At 43.5% G+C, this 15,458-nt stretch carries 18 protein-coding genes; 13 read left to right on the top strand and 5 right to left on the bottom strand.

Features of this window, described 5'->3' with window-relative positions:
- Position 1 precedes the first annotated feature (1 nt).
- Together AC2CZC_RS04510 and AC2CZC_RS04505 are read right to left on the bottom strand one after the other, a co-directional pair.
- Complete coding sequence (locus AC2CZC_RS04510) at positions 2-859, bottom strand: KpsF/GutQ family sugar-phosphate isomerase (RefSeq protein ID WP_484584844.1); 858 nt, start codon at positions 857-859, stop codon at positions 2-4.
- A gap of 122 nt (positions 860-981) precedes the next feature.
- Positions 982-1,944: a calcium/sodium antiporter gene (locus AC2CZC_RS04505; protein WP_484583970.1), complete on the bottom strand. Its 963-nt coding sequence runs from the start codon at positions 1,942-1,944 to the stop codon at positions 982-984.
- A 234-nt stretch (positions 1,945-2,178) separates the two neighbouring features.
- Here AC2CZC_RS04505 and AC2CZC_RS04500 point away from each other — a divergent pair, with 234 nt between their 5' ends.
- The 7 genes from AC2CZC_RS04500 to murA are packed head-to-tail and all read left to right on the top strand — an operon-like array spanning position 2,179 to position 6,851.
- The gene (locus AC2CZC_RS04500) at positions 2,179-2,994 is read left to right on the top strand and encodes an ATP-binding cassette domain-containing protein (protein ID WP_063361383.1); all 816 of its coding nucleotides are present in this window, start codon (positions 2,179-2,181) and stop codon (positions 2,992-2,994) included.
- A gap of 2 nt (positions 2,995-2,996) precedes the next feature.
- Positions 2,997-3,773 carry a lipid asymmetry maintenance ABC transporter permease subunit MlaE gene (gene mlaE / locus AC2CZC_RS04495; protein ID WP_063361384.1) on the top strand — a complete coding sequence of 259 codons (777 nt, stop codon included), beginning with the start codon at positions 2,997-2,999 and terminating at the stop codon, positions 3,771-3,773.
- A 12-nt stretch (positions 3,774-3,785) separates the two neighbouring features.
- Positions 3,786-4,331, top strand: a complete 546-nt coding sequence (mlaD, locus tag AC2CZC_RS04490; RefSeq protein ID WP_063361385.1) for an outer membrane lipid asymmetry maintenance protein MlaD — start codon at positions 3,786-3,788, stop codon at positions 4,329-4,331.
- 6 nt (positions 4,332-4,337) lie between these two features.
- On the top strand, positions 4,338-5,024 hold the full coding sequence (locus AC2CZC_RS04485; protein WP_484583969.1) for an MlaC/ttg2D family ABC transporter substrate-binding protein: 687 nt from the start codon (positions 4,338-4,340) through the stop codon (positions 5,022-5,024).
- Positions 5,017-5,310, top strand: coding sequence for an STAS domain-containing protein (locus AC2CZC_RS04480; RefSeq protein WP_063361387.1), 294 nt, complete (start codon positions 5,017-5,019; stop codon positions 5,308-5,310). Before AC2CZC_RS04485 ends, AC2CZC_RS04480 begins: the two co-directional genes overlap by 8 nt.
- A gap of 5 nt (positions 5,311-5,315) precedes the next feature.
- Complete coding sequence (locus tag AC2CZC_RS04475) at positions 5,316-5,573, top strand: BolA family protein (protein WP_284022202.1); 258 nt, start codon at positions 5,316-5,318, stop codon at positions 5,571-5,573.
- 12 nt (positions 5,574-5,585) lie between these two features.
- The gene (gene murA / locus AC2CZC_RS04470) at positions 5,586-6,851 is read left to right on the top strand and encodes a UDP-N-acetylglucosamine 1-carboxyvinyltransferase (RefSeq protein ID WP_484583968.1); all 1,266 of its coding nucleotides are present in this window, start codon (positions 5,586-5,588) and stop codon (positions 6,849-6,851) included.
- 39 nt (positions 6,852-6,890) lie between these two features.
- Here the strand turns inward: murA and AC2CZC_RS04465 are convergent, their stop codons facing one another.
- The 3 genes from AC2CZC_RS04465 to AC2CZC_RS04455 all read right to left on the bottom strand — a co-directional run bounded on the left by AC2CZC_RS04465 (position 6,891) and on the right by AC2CZC_RS04455 (position 10,039).
- Positions 6,891-7,964 (bottom strand): trypsin-like peptidase domain-containing protein, encoded by a 1,074-nt coding sequence (locus AC2CZC_RS04465; protein WP_063361389.1) that lies wholly within the window; start codon positions 7,962-7,964, stop codon positions 6,891-6,893.
- 103 nt (positions 7,965-8,067) lie between these two features.
- Entirely contained in the window at positions 8,068-9,420 is a 1,353-nt protein-coding gene (locus AC2CZC_RS04460) for a DegQ family serine endoprotease (protein ID WP_063361390.1), read from the bottom strand.
- 163 nt (positions 9,421-9,583) lie between these two features.
- Positions 9,584-10,039: a Z-ring associated ZapG family protein gene (locus AC2CZC_RS04455; RefSeq protein WP_063361391.1), complete on the bottom strand. Its 456-nt coding sequence runs from the start codon at positions 10,037-10,039 to the stop codon at positions 9,584-9,586.
- A gap of 137 nt (positions 10,040-10,176) precedes the next feature.
- Here AC2CZC_RS04455 and zapE point away from each other — a divergent pair, with 137 nt between their 5' ends.
- The 6 genes from zapE (at position 10,177) to AC2CZC_RS04425 (ending at position 15,450) form a co-directional block, all read left to right on the top strand.
- Positions 10,177-11,265, top strand: a complete 1,089-nt coding sequence (gene zapE / locus AC2CZC_RS04450) for a cell division protein ZapE (RefSeq protein ID WP_484584843.1) — start codon at positions 10,177-10,179, stop codon at positions 11,263-11,265.
- A 222-nt stretch (positions 11,266-11,487) separates the two neighbouring features.
- Positions 11,488-11,916 carry a 50S ribosomal protein L13 gene (gene rplM, locus AC2CZC_RS04445; RefSeq protein WP_023397225.1) on the top strand — a complete coding sequence of 143 codons (429 nt, stop codon included), beginning with the start codon at positions 11,488-11,490 and terminating at the stop codon, positions 11,914-11,916.
- Positions 11,917-11,924: 8 nt separating this feature from the next.
- Entirely contained in the window at positions 11,925-12,317 is a 393-nt protein-coding gene (gene rpsI / locus AC2CZC_RS04440) for a 30S ribosomal protein S9 (protein ID WP_155732008.1), read from the top strand.
- A gap of 480 nt (positions 12,318-12,797) precedes the next feature.
- Entirely contained in the window at positions 12,798-13,388 is a 591-nt protein-coding gene (gene petA, locus AC2CZC_RS04435; protein WP_284022197.1) for a ubiquinol-cytochrome c reductase iron-sulfur subunit, read from the top strand.
- A 104-nt stretch (positions 13,389-13,492) separates the two neighbouring features.
- Positions 13,493-14,716, top strand: a complete 1,224-nt coding sequence (locus AC2CZC_RS04430) for a cytochrome b (protein ID WP_063361535.1) — start codon at positions 13,493-13,495, stop codon at positions 14,714-14,716.
- Entirely contained in the window at positions 14,713-15,450 is a 738-nt protein-coding gene (locus tag AC2CZC_RS04425; protein ID WP_237136112.1) for a cytochrome c1, read from the top strand. Before AC2CZC_RS04430 ends, AC2CZC_RS04425 begins: the two co-directional genes overlap by 4 nt.
- Positions 15,451-15,458 lie beyond the last annotated feature (8 nt).

The raw sequence follows: 15,458 nt of genomic DNA, 5'->3' as shown, positions 1-15,458 counted from the left end.
TTTATAGTACTCCTGCTCGCAGTAGATCTTGAGTATTGAGTGCCCCGATAGGGTATTTATTTTCATCAATGACGATTAGGCCATTAATGCGCTTTTTTTCCATGATATTAAGGGCTTCAGCAGCCAGCATATCAGGCGATGCCGTAGTACAACAAATAGTCATCACTGAATCAATAGTATCATTATGCAAATCGGCTTTTTGTTCGATAACACGGCGTAAATCGCCATCAGTAAATATACCGCATAGCTGCTTTTGCTCATTCACGATGGCAGTCATACCTAGGCCTTTAGCTGACATGTCGAATAATGCGTCTTTGATAGAGCTCCCCAGCGGAGTCATTGGTACATCACTGCCGCTATGCATGATGTCTTGAAGCGTTAATAATAGTCTTTTACCTAAGCTGCCACCTGGATGAGAGAGTGCAAAGTCATCCGCAGTAAAGCCCCTTGCTTCAAGTAAAGCAACCGCCAATGCATCCCCCATTACTAGTGTCGCTGTGGTGCTCGCAGTTGGGGCTAAACCGAGCGGGCAGGCCTCTTTTGAAACTTTAATACACAGGTGAATATCCGCTTGCTGCGCCATTGTGGAGTTTGCGTTGCCAGTCATGCTGATCACGCGTGCGCCAATTCTTTTTATGACAGGAATAATGCCGACAACTTCGCCAGTTTCACCTGAATTGGAAATCAACAAGACGACGTCTTCGGCGGTGATCATACCTAAATCCCCGTGGCTCGCTTCGCCCGGATGAACAAAGAAAGAGGGAGTGCCTGTACTGGCCAGTGTCGCCGCAACTTTATTACCAATGTGACCTGATTTTCCCATGCCGATGACAATTACACGGCCAGTGCAATTAAGCATTAGCTCACAAGCTGAGATAAAACTGTTGTCTATATACTGATTGAGCTCGCTAATCGCTTGTTGCTCAATATCGAGTACGCGTTTTGCGGACTCAATAAATACGTGCTTATCCATACTTACTCCTAGATAATTGCATACATGTAGCCAACAAACGCGGCAAGCAGTACGCCGCCTTCAATACGGTTAATTTGTCGTTTACCTCTGAGGTTAATACTCATGATAATGAGCGCAGCAGTCGCACCTAACATGACGTAGATATCGCGTTGGGAAATATTCATATCCAGTTGAGCAGGGTTTAATATGCCCGCGATTGATAATACTGCAAGGATATTGAAAATATTGGAGCCTATGATGTTACCCAGAGCAAGGTCGTCTTCATTTTTTAGTACACCTGCTACACAGGCCGCAAGCTCAGGTAAGCTGGTGCCGATTGCAATGATTGTCAAACCAATTAACAAGTCGCTCATACCAAAAAATTTTGCGATATCGACAGCAGAGTCAACTAGCAAATCTGCACTGACAGGCAGTACTATCATGCCCACAACGAGCCATAACAGGGCATTTTTGGTCGGGACATTATCTGGTACTTCATCACATGCCTCTGAAACGAGAGGATCATCTTCTTGGTCTTTACTGCTATTTTTGGTGATATAAATCAGACCAAGGATGAAACTTGCAAACCCAGCCAATAAAACAAAGCCTTCAGTAGCACTAAAGTAGTTATCGCTGATGATATACCAAGCGCCCAGTGACACGATGATAAGCAGTGGCATTTCTCGGCGTAAAATGCCAGAACCGACAGCAAGGGGACGAAGCAGGGCAGTGATACCTAAAACAAGTAAAATGTTGGCAATATTGGAGCCAACGGCATTACCGACGGCAGTGTCTGTTTTATCTGATAAAGCAGCTTGTGCTGCGACCATCATTTCTGGAGCTGAAGAGCCCATAGCAACAATCGTTAGGCCAACAATTAAAGTGGGAACGCCGAAATTTTTCGCCAAGGCGGCTGCGCCAAACACAAACCTATCCGCGCTCCAAACCAGTGCAATAAAACCTAAGATGAGAATGACAAAAGATAAAACCATGAAACCTATGCCGAGCAACTAAATTACAGTGCGGTAAATATTATCAAATGCGTTGTCAAATGTATAAATAATCTGACCTAGTTACTGGGTCTGTCCCCGATTGAATTACATTCTATTACTGAGAATGATGACAAATAACTTTTTTTAACGGTGCCTATTACAAAATTTTACCAATTTGCATTTTCCATCTTGGTTGAAAAAAACGTATTATTCACCCATTGGTGAAATCGATATATGGAGAGCGACTTGTCGCAGTCAATCGTTGAAGTCAAGGATGTAACCTTTTCTCGCGGTGAAAGAGTCATATATAAAAATATGAGCTTTTCAGTGCCGAGGGGTAAAATTACAGCCATCATGGGGCCGAGTGGGATTGGTAAAACCACCATGTTGCGCTTAATAGGTGGTCAACTTCGTCCAGACAGTGGTGATATTACATTTATGGGCTCAAGTGTGCCCGCCATGACTCGAACGGAGTTATATCAAGCACGAAAGCAAATGAGTATGTTGTTTCAAAGCGGTGCATTATTTACTGACATGTCAGTGTTTGACAATGTTGCTTTCCCGCTGCGCGAACATACGCAATTAAGCGAAGATCTCATTCGTTTGATTGTTTTAATGAAGTTACAAGCTGTAGGCCTTCGAGGCGCAAAAGATCTGATGCCTGCCGAGTTATCTGGTGGTATGGCAAGACGCGCTGCTTTAGCGCGAGCTATTGCTCTAGACCCAGAACTTATCATGTATGATGAGCCGTTTGCTGGCCAAGACCCTATTTCCATGGGGGTTCTGGTAAGGATGATAAAGTCACTTAATGAAGTGTTAGGTTTGTCATCCCTCATTGTTACGCACGATGTTACCGAAGTGCTCAGTATTGCTGACCACGTGGTCATTATCGCTGAGCAAGGTGTAATTGGCAGTGGTACTCCTGAGCAAATGTTAGCTCATAGCTCGCCACTCGTGCAGCAGTTTTTGCAGGGATTATCAGATGGTCCAGTACCATTTCATTTCAATGCAGCACCTTACGATGAGGAATTATTGGATGGAGGTGTGTAAGCGTGGACTTTTTACAAAAGCTAGGACATAAAACGCTCAATCGCTTTGCATCAATCGGGCGAGCTACGCGCATGTTATTAGGTGCATTGCTAAATATGCCTAATATCCGTCAAGGCACACCACTTCTGATAAAACAACTTTACATGGTTGGTCATCAATCTCTGTTGATTATCATGGTATCTGGGTTGTTTATCGGTATGGTTTTGGCACTGCAAGGCTACACTGTATTAGTTGGTTATGGTGCCGAAGACAGCTTGGGCCCGCTCGTTGCTTTGAGCTTATTGCGAGAGCTGGGGCCTGTGGTTACAGCGCTCTTATTTGCAGGTCGAGCGGGTAGTGCACTGACCGCCGAAATAGGCTTAATGAAAGCGACAGAGCAGTTATCCAGTTTGGAAATGATGGCGGTTGATCCATTAAAACGTGTTGTTGCGCCTCGTTTTTGGGCAGGTTTTATCAGTATGCCTTTGCTCGCACTTATATTCTCAGCAGTGGCAATATTAGGTGCACATTTAGTCGGTGTTGACTGGCTTGGTGTCGACTCTGGTAGTTTCTGGTCAATCATGCAGTCTCAGGTTTCTTTACAGCAAGATATCATGAATGGTCTGATCAAAAGTTTTGTATTTGCGTTAATTGTGACGTGGATAGCACTGTATAAAGGTTATGATTGTGTCCCGACCTCAGAAGGGATCAGCAAAGCAACAACGGAAACCGTTGTGCATTCTTCATTGGCTGTTTTAGGTTTTGACTTTGTACTAACAGCAGTGATGTTTTCGAGTTAAGGGTTAAGAAAAATGAATACACGGAAAATAGAAATTTTGGTTGGCTTATTTGTCGCTCTAGGCGTCGCTGCATTTGTGATGTTAGCCATGAAAGTAGCCAATGCGGGGATCAGCGGCAATGGTGAAACATATCAACTAGACGCTAAATTTGACAATATTGGCTCATTGAAAACACGCGCGCCGATTAAAGTAGGTGGTGTTGTAATTGGTCGCGTCGACGGCATTCGCATTCATCCGCAAGAGTTTGTGCCAGTGGTGAGCATGAGCATTGATAAGACGTATGAATGTCAGTTTTCGGATACAACGTCTGTGGCTATCTTAACTTCAGGTATTTTAGGTGAGCAATATTTAGGTATTTCACCTGTTATCGCGTCTGAGTCTGCCAAGCAAACATGTTTAGGCAATGAAGTTTCTACGCAAGATGAGGTAGATTTAGATGACTTATTTGGCGTTGAGAGTCTCGCGCTCAAAGATGGCGACACCATCACAGATACAAAATCTGCACTGGTACTAGAAGAGTTGATTGGCCAGTTCCTATTTAATCAAAGCAGCGAGTAAGTCACCATGCTAAAGAATTATTTCGTTATCGCTATCAGTGTGTTGACGCTGACATTATTTAGCGCAGTTGCTAATGCTGCACAGGTTGATTTGAAAGACCCTTATAAGATGGTTCAACAAGTTGCCGACAATACGTTTAAGCGCGTGGCAAAAGACCAGAACATCATTGCAAAAGATAAGGAGCATTTACGAGTTATCGTAGAGCAGGAGCTCTTGCCATATATTGATTATAAATATGCTGCTTATCGCGTGTTAGGCAGCTATATACAAAAAGTGCGTAATATCAAAGATAAACAAGAAAAGGCGCAAGCAGTCAAAAACATTCGCGCATTTATCGAGGTATTTAAATCATATTTGGTGGCGACATATGCTGGTGTATTTACCCAATATACAGACCAGAAAGTGGAGTTTGAAGCACCGCGTCCTTTTGCAGATGTTAATGTCGCGACTGTGAGAACCAAGATTGTTGAAGCAGGTAAACCAGACATTAAGATTGACTTTAAAGTACGTCAAAACAAGCAAGGCGAGTGGCGCGCTTTTGATATGATGGCTGAGGGGATCAGTTTGTTAGATGCTAAGCAAAGTGAATTACACGGTATTTTGCGCCAGCAAGGCATTGAGCATGTTATTTCTCTGTTAGAGAAGAAAAGCCAGCTGCCAGTGCAGTTCAGAGGGGATGATGGAAATGCCTAATCTGCACTTCAACAAAGTTGCTGATGACACGGTGGCGGTGAAAGGGGAATTGACCCGTGACACCTTAATAAATGAATCACTTCTTAACCAATTGTTAGAAAATGCGCAGTCAGTGCTGTATTTTGACCTTTGTGAGGTCTCAAGGGTTGACACCGCGGGCTTAGCTTGGTTAATTCACTCTTTAGGCAAATTAAAACGACAAGGCGTGCGCCTTGAGTTGCAGAATAGACCTGAGCAATTGCAAAATTTGATGGAATTGGGGCAGGTCACAACCTTATTTGAGTGAGTCCGATGGAAACAAATCAAGTCGAAACTGTTTTACAGCAATCTTTGACCTTAGAAGAAGTAAAAGTAAAAGCAAATGGCAGTCACTATGAAGTGATTGCTGTTGGCGAGTGTTTTGATGGACTAAGACGCGTAAAAAGAGAGCAAATGGTCTACGGTCCATTAATGGAAGTGATCAAAGATGGAACAATCCATGCTGTAAGCATTAAAGCATTCACACCTACCGAGTGGCAACGCGAGCAAAAGTTTATCTTGCCACAATAATTAGGAGCCACAATGGATCAGTTTGTTATCCAAGGTGGCACCACTTTAAACGGTGAAGTCACTATCTCTGGAGCCAAAAATGCGGCTCTACCTATCTTATTTGCAGCATTGCTTGCTGATGGCAAAAGTATTTTCAGCAATGTGCCTCAATTACGCGATATTGTTACCACTGAAGCTTTACTGCGCACACTCGGTGCTGAGGTGACATGGCGCGGCGACTTACTTGAAGTAGATGGTCGCAGTGTTGATAAAGTGCTGGCACCCTATGAGCTTGTAAAGCAAATGCGCGCCTCTGTACTCGCACTAGGGCCTCTGCTTGCACGCTTTGGTCAAGCACAAGTATCTTTGCCCGGTGGTTGTGCAATTGGCGCAAGACCGGTGGATTTACACATCTCGGGCCTTGAAAAAATGGGCGCTCAAATTACGGTTGAAAATGGTTATATCAATGCGCAGACACCTCAAGGTAAGCGTTTGCAAGGCGCAGAAATTTTCATGGAAACTGTGTCGGTTGGTGCAACAGAGAACCTACTCATGGCTGCAACGCTTGCAGAGGGGACTACGGTATTAGAAAATGCCGCGCGCGAACCTGAAATTATTAACCTTGCTGAGTGTTTAACGGCGATGGGGGCGAATATTCAGGGAGCGGGCTCTAGTCGTATTGAAGTACAAGGTGTTGAAAAGCTAAGCGGCTGTGAGCATAAAATTCTACCTGATCGCATTGAAACAGGCACTTTTTTGGTGGCTGCAGCAATGAGCAAAGGTGAAGTATTGTGTCGTAACACAGATCATGCGAGTTTGGAGCCTGTGCTTGAAAAGCTTCGTCAAGCAAATGTTGCTGTTGAAGTGAATGACGATAGCATATTCGTCAGCATGAAAAACCGAGATTTAAAGGCGGTTAATATCAAGACCATGCCTCACCCTGGTTTTCCAACCGATATGCAAGCACAGTTTACAGCGCTTAATGTTGTTGCAAATGGCAGCGCGACTATTACAGAGACCATATTTGAAAATCGCTTTATGCATGTGCCAGAGTTACAGCGAATGGGCGCAAACATTCGTTTGGAAGGCAATACAGCGATCTGTGATGAGACTCTGCGCCTATCTGGTGCTCAGGTAATGGCGACAGACCTTCGTGCTTCGGCAAGTTTGATCTTAACGGGGATTATTGCCGAAGGTGAAACTGTGGTGGACCGTATTTACCATGTTGATAGAGGGTATCAAAAAATAGAAGATAAGCTCAGTCGACTGGGTGCGAACATTCGCAGAAAACACAATTAAAAAAAGCGAGCTTAGCTCGCTTTTTTATTTAAAAGAGGCCTAGTAAATAGGGGTCTCTAATTCCATGACTTCGACCATAAATGATAAACGCTGTCCATTTCGGTTTACTTCAAACTCCAATACTGTACCAGGTTCTGTATTACCTATGGTGCGAAGCGTTTGCTGTGGGTTAGTTATGGCTTTACCTGCCACTTTAGTGACTATATCCCCGTCTTTCATGCCTACTTGCCAAGCAGGACCAAGTGGGTCTAAGTCTCTGATGCGAAGTCCCATTATGGGGGTGTACACGTCTGTGATTATTTGGCCTTTGTTATCAACCGCGGTGCCTTTAAAACCGAGGTAGCCTCGAATGACGCGGCCATCTTCTATGATTTTAGTCATTACATCTTTGGCTAATCGATAAGGAACAGCAAAAGAGATCCCCTCAATATCGATATTATAGCGGGTGGTAAATTGTGCTGACGTGATCCCCACTAAGGTACCATTTGAATTGACCAATGCACCGCCTGAATTACCCACATTCACAGCGGCATCAGTTTGCAATAAGCTGTTGTATTGGCTCTCAGTCAGCGCTTGCTTTCCGGTTGCACTGATGATCCCTTGGGTAATGGTTTGCCCCAAGTTAAGTGGGTTGCCAATAGCGAGTACAACATCACCGATACGCGGCAATAGGTTATCATCCATGGGGATGACGGGGAGGTGGTTGTCTTCCACTTTAATAACTGCAAGATCCGTAATGGTATCAAAGCCGATAAGTATGCCGTAATATTGTCTACCGTCAGGTAATAACACGATAATTTGGTCTGCGCTGTTAATGACATGGTAGTTCGTTAAAATATAGCCATCCGTACTCATAATCACGCCTGAGCCGAGCTCTTGGATGCGATTTTGCCTTTTAAAGCGGGGGACGGAGCTAAAGCTTTCGGAAAAAATAGTGACCACGGCAGGTGCTGCGCGACTAACGCCATTGGCAAAGCTCATTTGCTCTACCGTATAAGGTACATTGAGGTTGGCAGCTCTTTCTTTTAATTCTGGCTTTAACCAGAGAATTAAAAACGCGATACCAAGCCCAATCAAGACTGGGGCAAGGATAAATCTAATAAATTGCAACACGGTTTATTATTATACATAGTTTATTTTGCGATAAATCTATGATGACACAAAACAACGCAGCGGCAAGAGCCGCTGCGTAATTCTGAGGCTTTTTTTGTGTTATTTATTGAATTAAATAGAAAACAGAATCTCTGCCTCGTTTAATACCTAGCACTATATTACCTTGAATGTCGTCGATTAGTCGCTTCATGTCACGTACTGTGGTGACGCGTTGGCGATTCACCTGCATGATCACATCACCTTCTTGCAGTCCGACACGGGCTGCAGGTGAGCGCTCTTCTACGCTGACGACCACGATACCTTGATTACCGTTTCGCTCGTTACTTTCAAGTACGGCGCCTTGCAAGCTTGGGTGAATACGGTCAGCTTGTGCTTGTCGCTCGTTTTGACCTTGCAGCTTTACATCAAGGGTACGCTTTTTACCATCACGGTAAATGCCGACTTCAATTTCTCGTCCTTCACCGAGCGTCGCAATTTTCCCTCGTAATTCGTCAATGCTTTCCACATTGTCGCCATCAATACTGATGATAACATCGTTCGCCTTTACGCCTGCCTTTGCTGCCGCTGAGTCTTTAGTCACCTCTTGGATAAACACACCTTGCTTAACATCAAAGCCCTGTGCCTCAGCGAGTCCAGCGTTAAGTGTACGGCCAACGACGCCAAGAGAACCACGCCTTACTTGCCCGTACTCAATAATTTGATCAACGAGGTTCTTCATCATATTGGACGGGATAGCGAAGCCGATCCCAACATTACCGCCAGACGCTCCCAAAATGGCCGTATTGATGCCAATCAGTTCACCTTTTAAGTTGACCAGCGCGCCACCTGAATTACCTTGGTTGATGGCCGCATCTGTTTGAATAAAGTCTTCGTAGCCTTCGATATTTAAACCACTACGCCCCAGCGCGCTGACAATGCCAGAGGTGACGGTATGACTTAAGCCAAATGGGTTGCCTATGGCAACAGAGAAATCACCAACACGTAATTTATCAGAATTGGCGAGTTTCACTTCTGTGAGGTTGTCATTATCGATTTGTAATAATGCAATGTCAGACTCTTTATCAGCACCGATCAGCTTTGCTTTAAACTCTCTACCATCTTCTAGTGTGACAAGGATATTGTCAGCTTCATCTATTACATGGTTATTTGTGACCACATAGCCTTCATCGGCATCAATGATCACCCCTGAACCTAACCCACTGAAAGGGCGTTTTTGAGTACGTGGTGGGGGATTGCCAAAGAAAAAATCAAATGGGTCAACACGGCGGCGCACTTCTTTAGCGCCAGAAACTTGAATGCTCACGACCCCCGGGGTTACGCGTTCTAACATTGGAGCCAGTGTGGGGAGTTGTTGACCATCAACCGCAACAGGTAGCCTTGCTTCTGCACTTTGTGGTGCTAAAAGTAAGCTTGAAGAAAAAAGCGCTGCGGATAATAAAGTTAATTTTAATTTCATAGTCTGGAAATTCTCCTAAATAACAGCGTTAAACACATCATTTTGGTCAACTCAAAACAGTTGTTTTCGTTCAAAATGACATGAGTTAGTTTTGTGAGCGGGGAGTACCCGCTCAGTTATTTGGTAGTTATTTCTAAAGACTATGGGGTCAAAAAAAAGTTCATCAAGAAGTTTTTAATTGCTCGCTTTTTGCTCGCTCATCATTGAATAAACCGCTTTCTCCTTCTGCATAATCGGCAGGAGGTGCATTGTGTACAGATTCTGAATTCCGTCTTTTTTCAGGTCTTGCGCGCAAAGAAGCTTGAAGCTGCTCTGTGGTTTCTTTTGAGAAGAAAGGTTCATTTGATTGACTGCGCTTTTCTTCTAGTAACAGTTGATTTGTATCTTCAACATGCTGAAGCAGTTGGCTGTAATTGTCGTGCATTTTACCCACTAGCTTTTTAGTATTGGCTAAGTGGTCTGCCACATCCTGCCTGTATTGCTCTAAGTTTTGCTCTGCTTGTTGTGCTTGCTGTTCTAACTCTTCATGCTTGAACTGCTTTTTGGTAAAGAGTGAACCTAAGAAGAATGCACTGATCGCTACGATGATTAATAAGCCCAACCATGCAATTGTTGTCATATTTACTCCTGTGTAAGGTGAGTGACACCTGTTACTTTTACTAAAATACTCTCAATCGATAGGTTAAATATACGCTGAGAATGGATGCGTGTTAATATATTGGGCAAAGAAAACTGCTCAGTTTAATAAAAAATATGATGACGCCTTGGGAAAAGTATCAAGAAGACCTTAAAAGAGATGACTTTCAGTACGACAGTGCACAAGAAAACGCGGTCAAGCACTTACAGCGTTTATATGATGATTTAATCGCACAACCACCTGAGCCCAAAGGTTTCTTTGCAAAGCTGTTTGCAAAGAAGCAGGTAGAGTCGGTGAAGGGACTCTATTTTTGGGGTGGGGTCGGTCGTGGAAAAACGTATTTAGTAGATACTTTTTATGAGGCGTTGCCGAGCGACAGAAAAATGCGCGTACACTTTCACCGCTTTATGCATCGGGTGCATGATGAGCTCAAAAAGCTTAAAGAAGTGAAAAACCCTTTGAATGTGGTCGCTGATATTTTTAAAGCTGAAACGGATATCATCTGCTTCGATGAATTTTTTGTCCAAGATATTACGGATGCCATGCTGCTGGGCGGATTAATGGAAGCCTTGTTTGAGCGCGGGATTGTGTTAGTTGCAACATCTAACATTGTGCCTGATGAATTATATCGAAATGGTTTGCAGCGCGCACGCTTCTTGCCAGCGATTGCATTGGTGAAAGCGAACACTGAAATTGTAAATGTTGACTCGGGTATTGATTATCGTCTGCGCACATTAGAATCAGCAGAAATCTTCCATAGTCCACTCGATGCACAAGCGGATGCTAACTTATTTGAGTACTTCGATAAGCTGTCACCAGAGCCGGGTGTACTTGATGCTGAGATAGAAATCGAAGGAAGAATGATTAAAACGCGCAAGGTATCTGATTGCATTGCGATGTTTGATTTTACCCAATTATGTGAAACGGCCCGATCACAAGTGGACTATATGGAAATTAGCCGTTTATATAACACGGTTATCTTATCGAATGTGAAGCAAATGGGACAATCTAACGACGATGCGGCAAGACGATTTATCGCGTTAGTTGATGAGTTTTATGAGCGCAATGTCACCTTGATCATATCTTCTGAAGCGCCTATCGACGAAATCTATACAGAGGGGACATTAAACTTCGAATTTAGACGTTGTATCAGTCGCTTACAAGAGATGCAGTCATTAGAGTATCTATCCAGAGAACACTTAGCTTAGTAAAATCACATTTCTGGCGGAAAAATCGGCCATACGCTGGTTTTTCCCAACTACCCTTGCTATAATCCGCGGCCTGCCACGTTGCGTTCTATAGCCCTCGTCGGCTTAGCCACCGACTTGAGCGGCAAAAAAGTCTTAAACTCGAAGGGGTTGAAGCACCATTAGTAGAGCGGTAGTCCTCTGACTACCTGTGGTTTTAACTGAAAACTTTGGATTTTATAAATGAAAACGTTTGTTGCTAAACCAGAAACTGTAAAACGTGACTGGTACGTAGTTGACGCTGAAGGTAAAACTTTAGGTCGTATTGCTACTGAAATCGCTGCTCGCCTACGCGGTAAGCACAAGGCTGAGTACACTCCACATGTTGACACTGGTGATTACATCATCGTTATCAACGCTGAAAAAGTTACTGTAACTGGTAACAAAGCTCAGCAAAAAATGTACTACGCTCACTCTGGTTACCCAGGTGGTCTTAAGTCTGTTAACTTCGAAAAACTTCAAGCTAAAAAGCCTGAAATGATCATCGAAAAAGCAGTTAAAGGCATGTTACCTCGCGGTCCTCTAGGTCGTGAAATGTTCCGTAAACTTAAAGTTTACGCTGGTAACGAGCACAACCATGCGGCACAACAGCCTCAGGTTCTAGACATTTAAGGAGCACTATCATGGCAAATCAATACTACGGTACAGGTCGTCGTAAAAGTTCAAGTGCTCGCGTATTCTTACGCCCAGGCACTGGCAACATCGTAATTAATCAACGTTCTATCGAAGAATACTTCGGTCGCGAAACTTCTCGTATGGTTGTTCGTCAGCCACTAGAGCTAGTTGAGCTATCTGAGAAGTTTGACCTTTACATCACTGTTGAAGGTGGTGGTATGACTGGTCAAGCTGGCGCAATCCGCCACGGTATCACTCGTGCACTAATGGAGTTTGACGAGTCACTACGTCCTACTCTACGTAAAGCTGGCTTCGTTACTCGTGACGCTCGTCGCGTTGAACGTAAGAAAGTTGGTCTTAAGAAAGCACGTAAGAAGACACAGTTCTCAAAACGTTAATTTATTACGTTTCAGAATTTCAAAAACCCAGCCTTGTGCTGGGTTTTTTGTTTGTTGTGCCTGTTATGAATATCCCTATTAAAACACCTTGAAATACGCCAATCTCACATTCAGTAACTTTCAGTAAACTCTAAAAGTTGTTCACTTTGTACGCTTATTGACCATTTCTTTTGCTACACTTGCAGGGCAAGTAAATTATTCGCGATATCGTCTGATTAAATTTTCATTCATCTGGACAGAGGTTGATCTTGGTCAGGAAATCATTGCGAAAGACGTCATATCATAACCTGTCGTTTCTAGTATTGGCTGTTTATTGAAGCGCTTAGCACTTTATATGGTCATAATTAGAATAGTAATAACCGTGTTTTTTACATGGTTTTTGCTAATGATCGCGTCTATTTTGAAATATCTTAAAATTAACCTGCTGTAACTGATGTTCTCAATATAGCAAGTGTTGAGGATCATAGTGGAGATAAGTGGATGAGCAATGCGCCTGTTGACAACAGCCGACGCCGTTTTTTAACTATCGCTACCTCTGTCGTAGGTGGTGTTGGTGCGGCTGGAGCTGCTGTTCCTTTTATTGCGTCTTGGAATCCGAGTGAGCGTGCTAAATCTGCAGGGGCTCCTGTAGAAGTGGACATAAGCAAACTTGAGCCTGGACAATTAATTCGTGTTGAGTGGCGAGGTAAACCTGTATGGGTTATCTATCGTACACCAAAAATGTTAGAACAAATGAAGCAACACGAAGATCAACTTCGTGACCCCAATTCTGACGAAGCACAGCAGCTGGATTCAGCGAAAAATAGCTATCGCTCTCAGCGAGAAGAGATTTTTGTTGCTGTTGGGATCTGTACCCACCTTGGTTGTTCTCCAACATTCATGAATGGTGGATTCGGTGAAAAAGTGGAAGGGACCGCAGATGGATTCTTCTGCCCGTGCCATGGCTCCAAATTTGATATGGCGGGTCGCGTTTTTCAAAATGTACCCGCACCTTTGAATTTGGAAGTGCCGCCATACACTTTCCTAGATGAGACCACGATTTTAGTGGGTGAAGAAGAGGAGATGGCATAATGGCGACTAATTACGAACAATCTAATCAAACTGCAGACGAGACGAATAAGCGCTCTGGCGGTGCTATTAGCTCAGTCGTCGACTGGATCAATGATCGCATTCCGATGACGCGCGTTTGGAATATGCATATTGCGCAATATCCAGCGCCGAAAAACTTCAACTTCTGGTATCTATTTGGCTCTTTAGCTATTTTGGTATTGGTTAATCAAATTGTGACGGGTATTTGGTTAACGATGAATTTTGTTCCTTCTGCTGAGGGGGCATTTGCTTCTGTTGAATACATCATGCGTGATGTGGAGTATGGTTGGTTATTGAGGTACCTCCATTCGACAGGCGCGTCAGCATTCTTCGTGGTAGTTTATCTGCATATGTTTAGAGGCATGATCTATGGCTCATATCAAAAGCCCAGAGAATTACTGTGGCTATTTGGTATGTTGATATTCTTGGCCCTAATGGCTGAAGCATTTATGGGCTACTTGTTACCTTGGGGGCAAATGTCGTTCTGGGGTGCACAGGTAATCATTTCCTTATTTGGTGCCATTCCTGTTATCGGAGAAGACTTAACACTTTGGATCCGAGGTGACTATGTTATTTCAGGCGCTACGCTAAATCGTTTCTTTGCGCTGCATGTCATCGCATTGCCATTAGTGTTGGTGATCTTGGTGTTTTTACATATTGTTGCACTGCATGAAGTGGGCTCTAACAACCCTGATGGTATTGAAATTAAACGTAAAAAAGGCTCTGTGGCTGAAGAGGACAAGCCTAACTTTAAATTCCATGAATACTACACCAGTAAAAAAGACGTTGTGGATGCCATTCCTTTCCATCCTTATTACACAGTAAAAGACATTTTAGGTGTGGCAGGGTTCTTAATTTTATTCTGTTGGGTGGTGTTCTTTATGCCCGAGATGAATGGTTTCTTCTTAGAAGCCCCTAATTTTGAAGCTGCTAATCCGCTTAAAACACCTGAGCATATCTTCCCTGTTTGGTATTTTACGCCTTTCTATGCGATTTTACGCGCTATTCCTGATAAACTAGCGGGCGTAGTGGCTATGGGTGCCTCGATAGTCGTTCTGGCATTATTGCCATGGCTTGACCGAGGAAAAGTGCGCTCAATTCGTTATCGTAGCAAATGGCATAAGTTGAACATTGCACAATTTGTGGTTACCTTCTTGATCTTAGGTTGGGCTGGGGCGACTCCACAAACGGTATTTTCAACCATTTTGTCGCAGATTTGTACCGTGACGTATTTCATGTTCTTTGTGTTGTTGTATGTTTATTCAAAGAATGAAGTGACCAAGCCACTACCTACGAGGTTGACGAAATGATGAAAAAGCTATTAATCGGTTTATTCGCATTGTTGCCAACCTTAACAATGGCAGCAGGTCCATCAGTGCCACTAATGGACGCTAATATTGACTTGAGGGATAATGCATCGTTGCAGCGTGGCGCTAAACTGTTCATGAATTACTGTTTAGGTTGTCACCAGATGCAATACCAACGTTATGAACGTACTTTTCGTGACATTGGGATCCCTGTTGAAATAGGTAAAGAGACACTCATCTTTGATGACTCAAAAGTAGGCTCGCATATCTTAAACTCTATGTCGAAAGAGGATGCAGCTAAGTGGTTTGGTGCGGCACCGCCAGATTTAACCTTGATATCTAGAGTTAAATCACCAGATTATATATACACATACTTAAAGTCATTTTATAAAGATGAATCTCGTCCTTTTGGTGTGAACAATATCGTATTCCCATTGGTGGGGATGCCTCATGTTCTTCAAGAACTACAGGGCTTGCCAATGCCAATTACTGAAGAAGTAGTTGAAAATGGCGAGACGGTAACCAAAATTGTGGGTGTCGAAACTGACGGCTCCGGTGAGATGAGTGACGATGAATATGACCAAGCAGCAAGAGATCTCACTAACTTTTTAGCGTATGTGGGTGAACCTTCTCGATTAGAATCTGAGGCAATAGGTATCAAAGTGCTCGGATTCTTGGTAATCTTCTTCATCTTAGCTTTCTTGTTGAAGAAAGAGTACTGGAGAGACGTTCATTAATTTGAACA

The sequence above is a fragment of the Pseudoalteromonas sp. MMG033 genome, assembly GCF_057197785.1.
The sequence above is the reverse complement of the archived record's forward strand: the minus strand, read 5'-3'. Positions and strand labels throughout refer to the sequence as shown.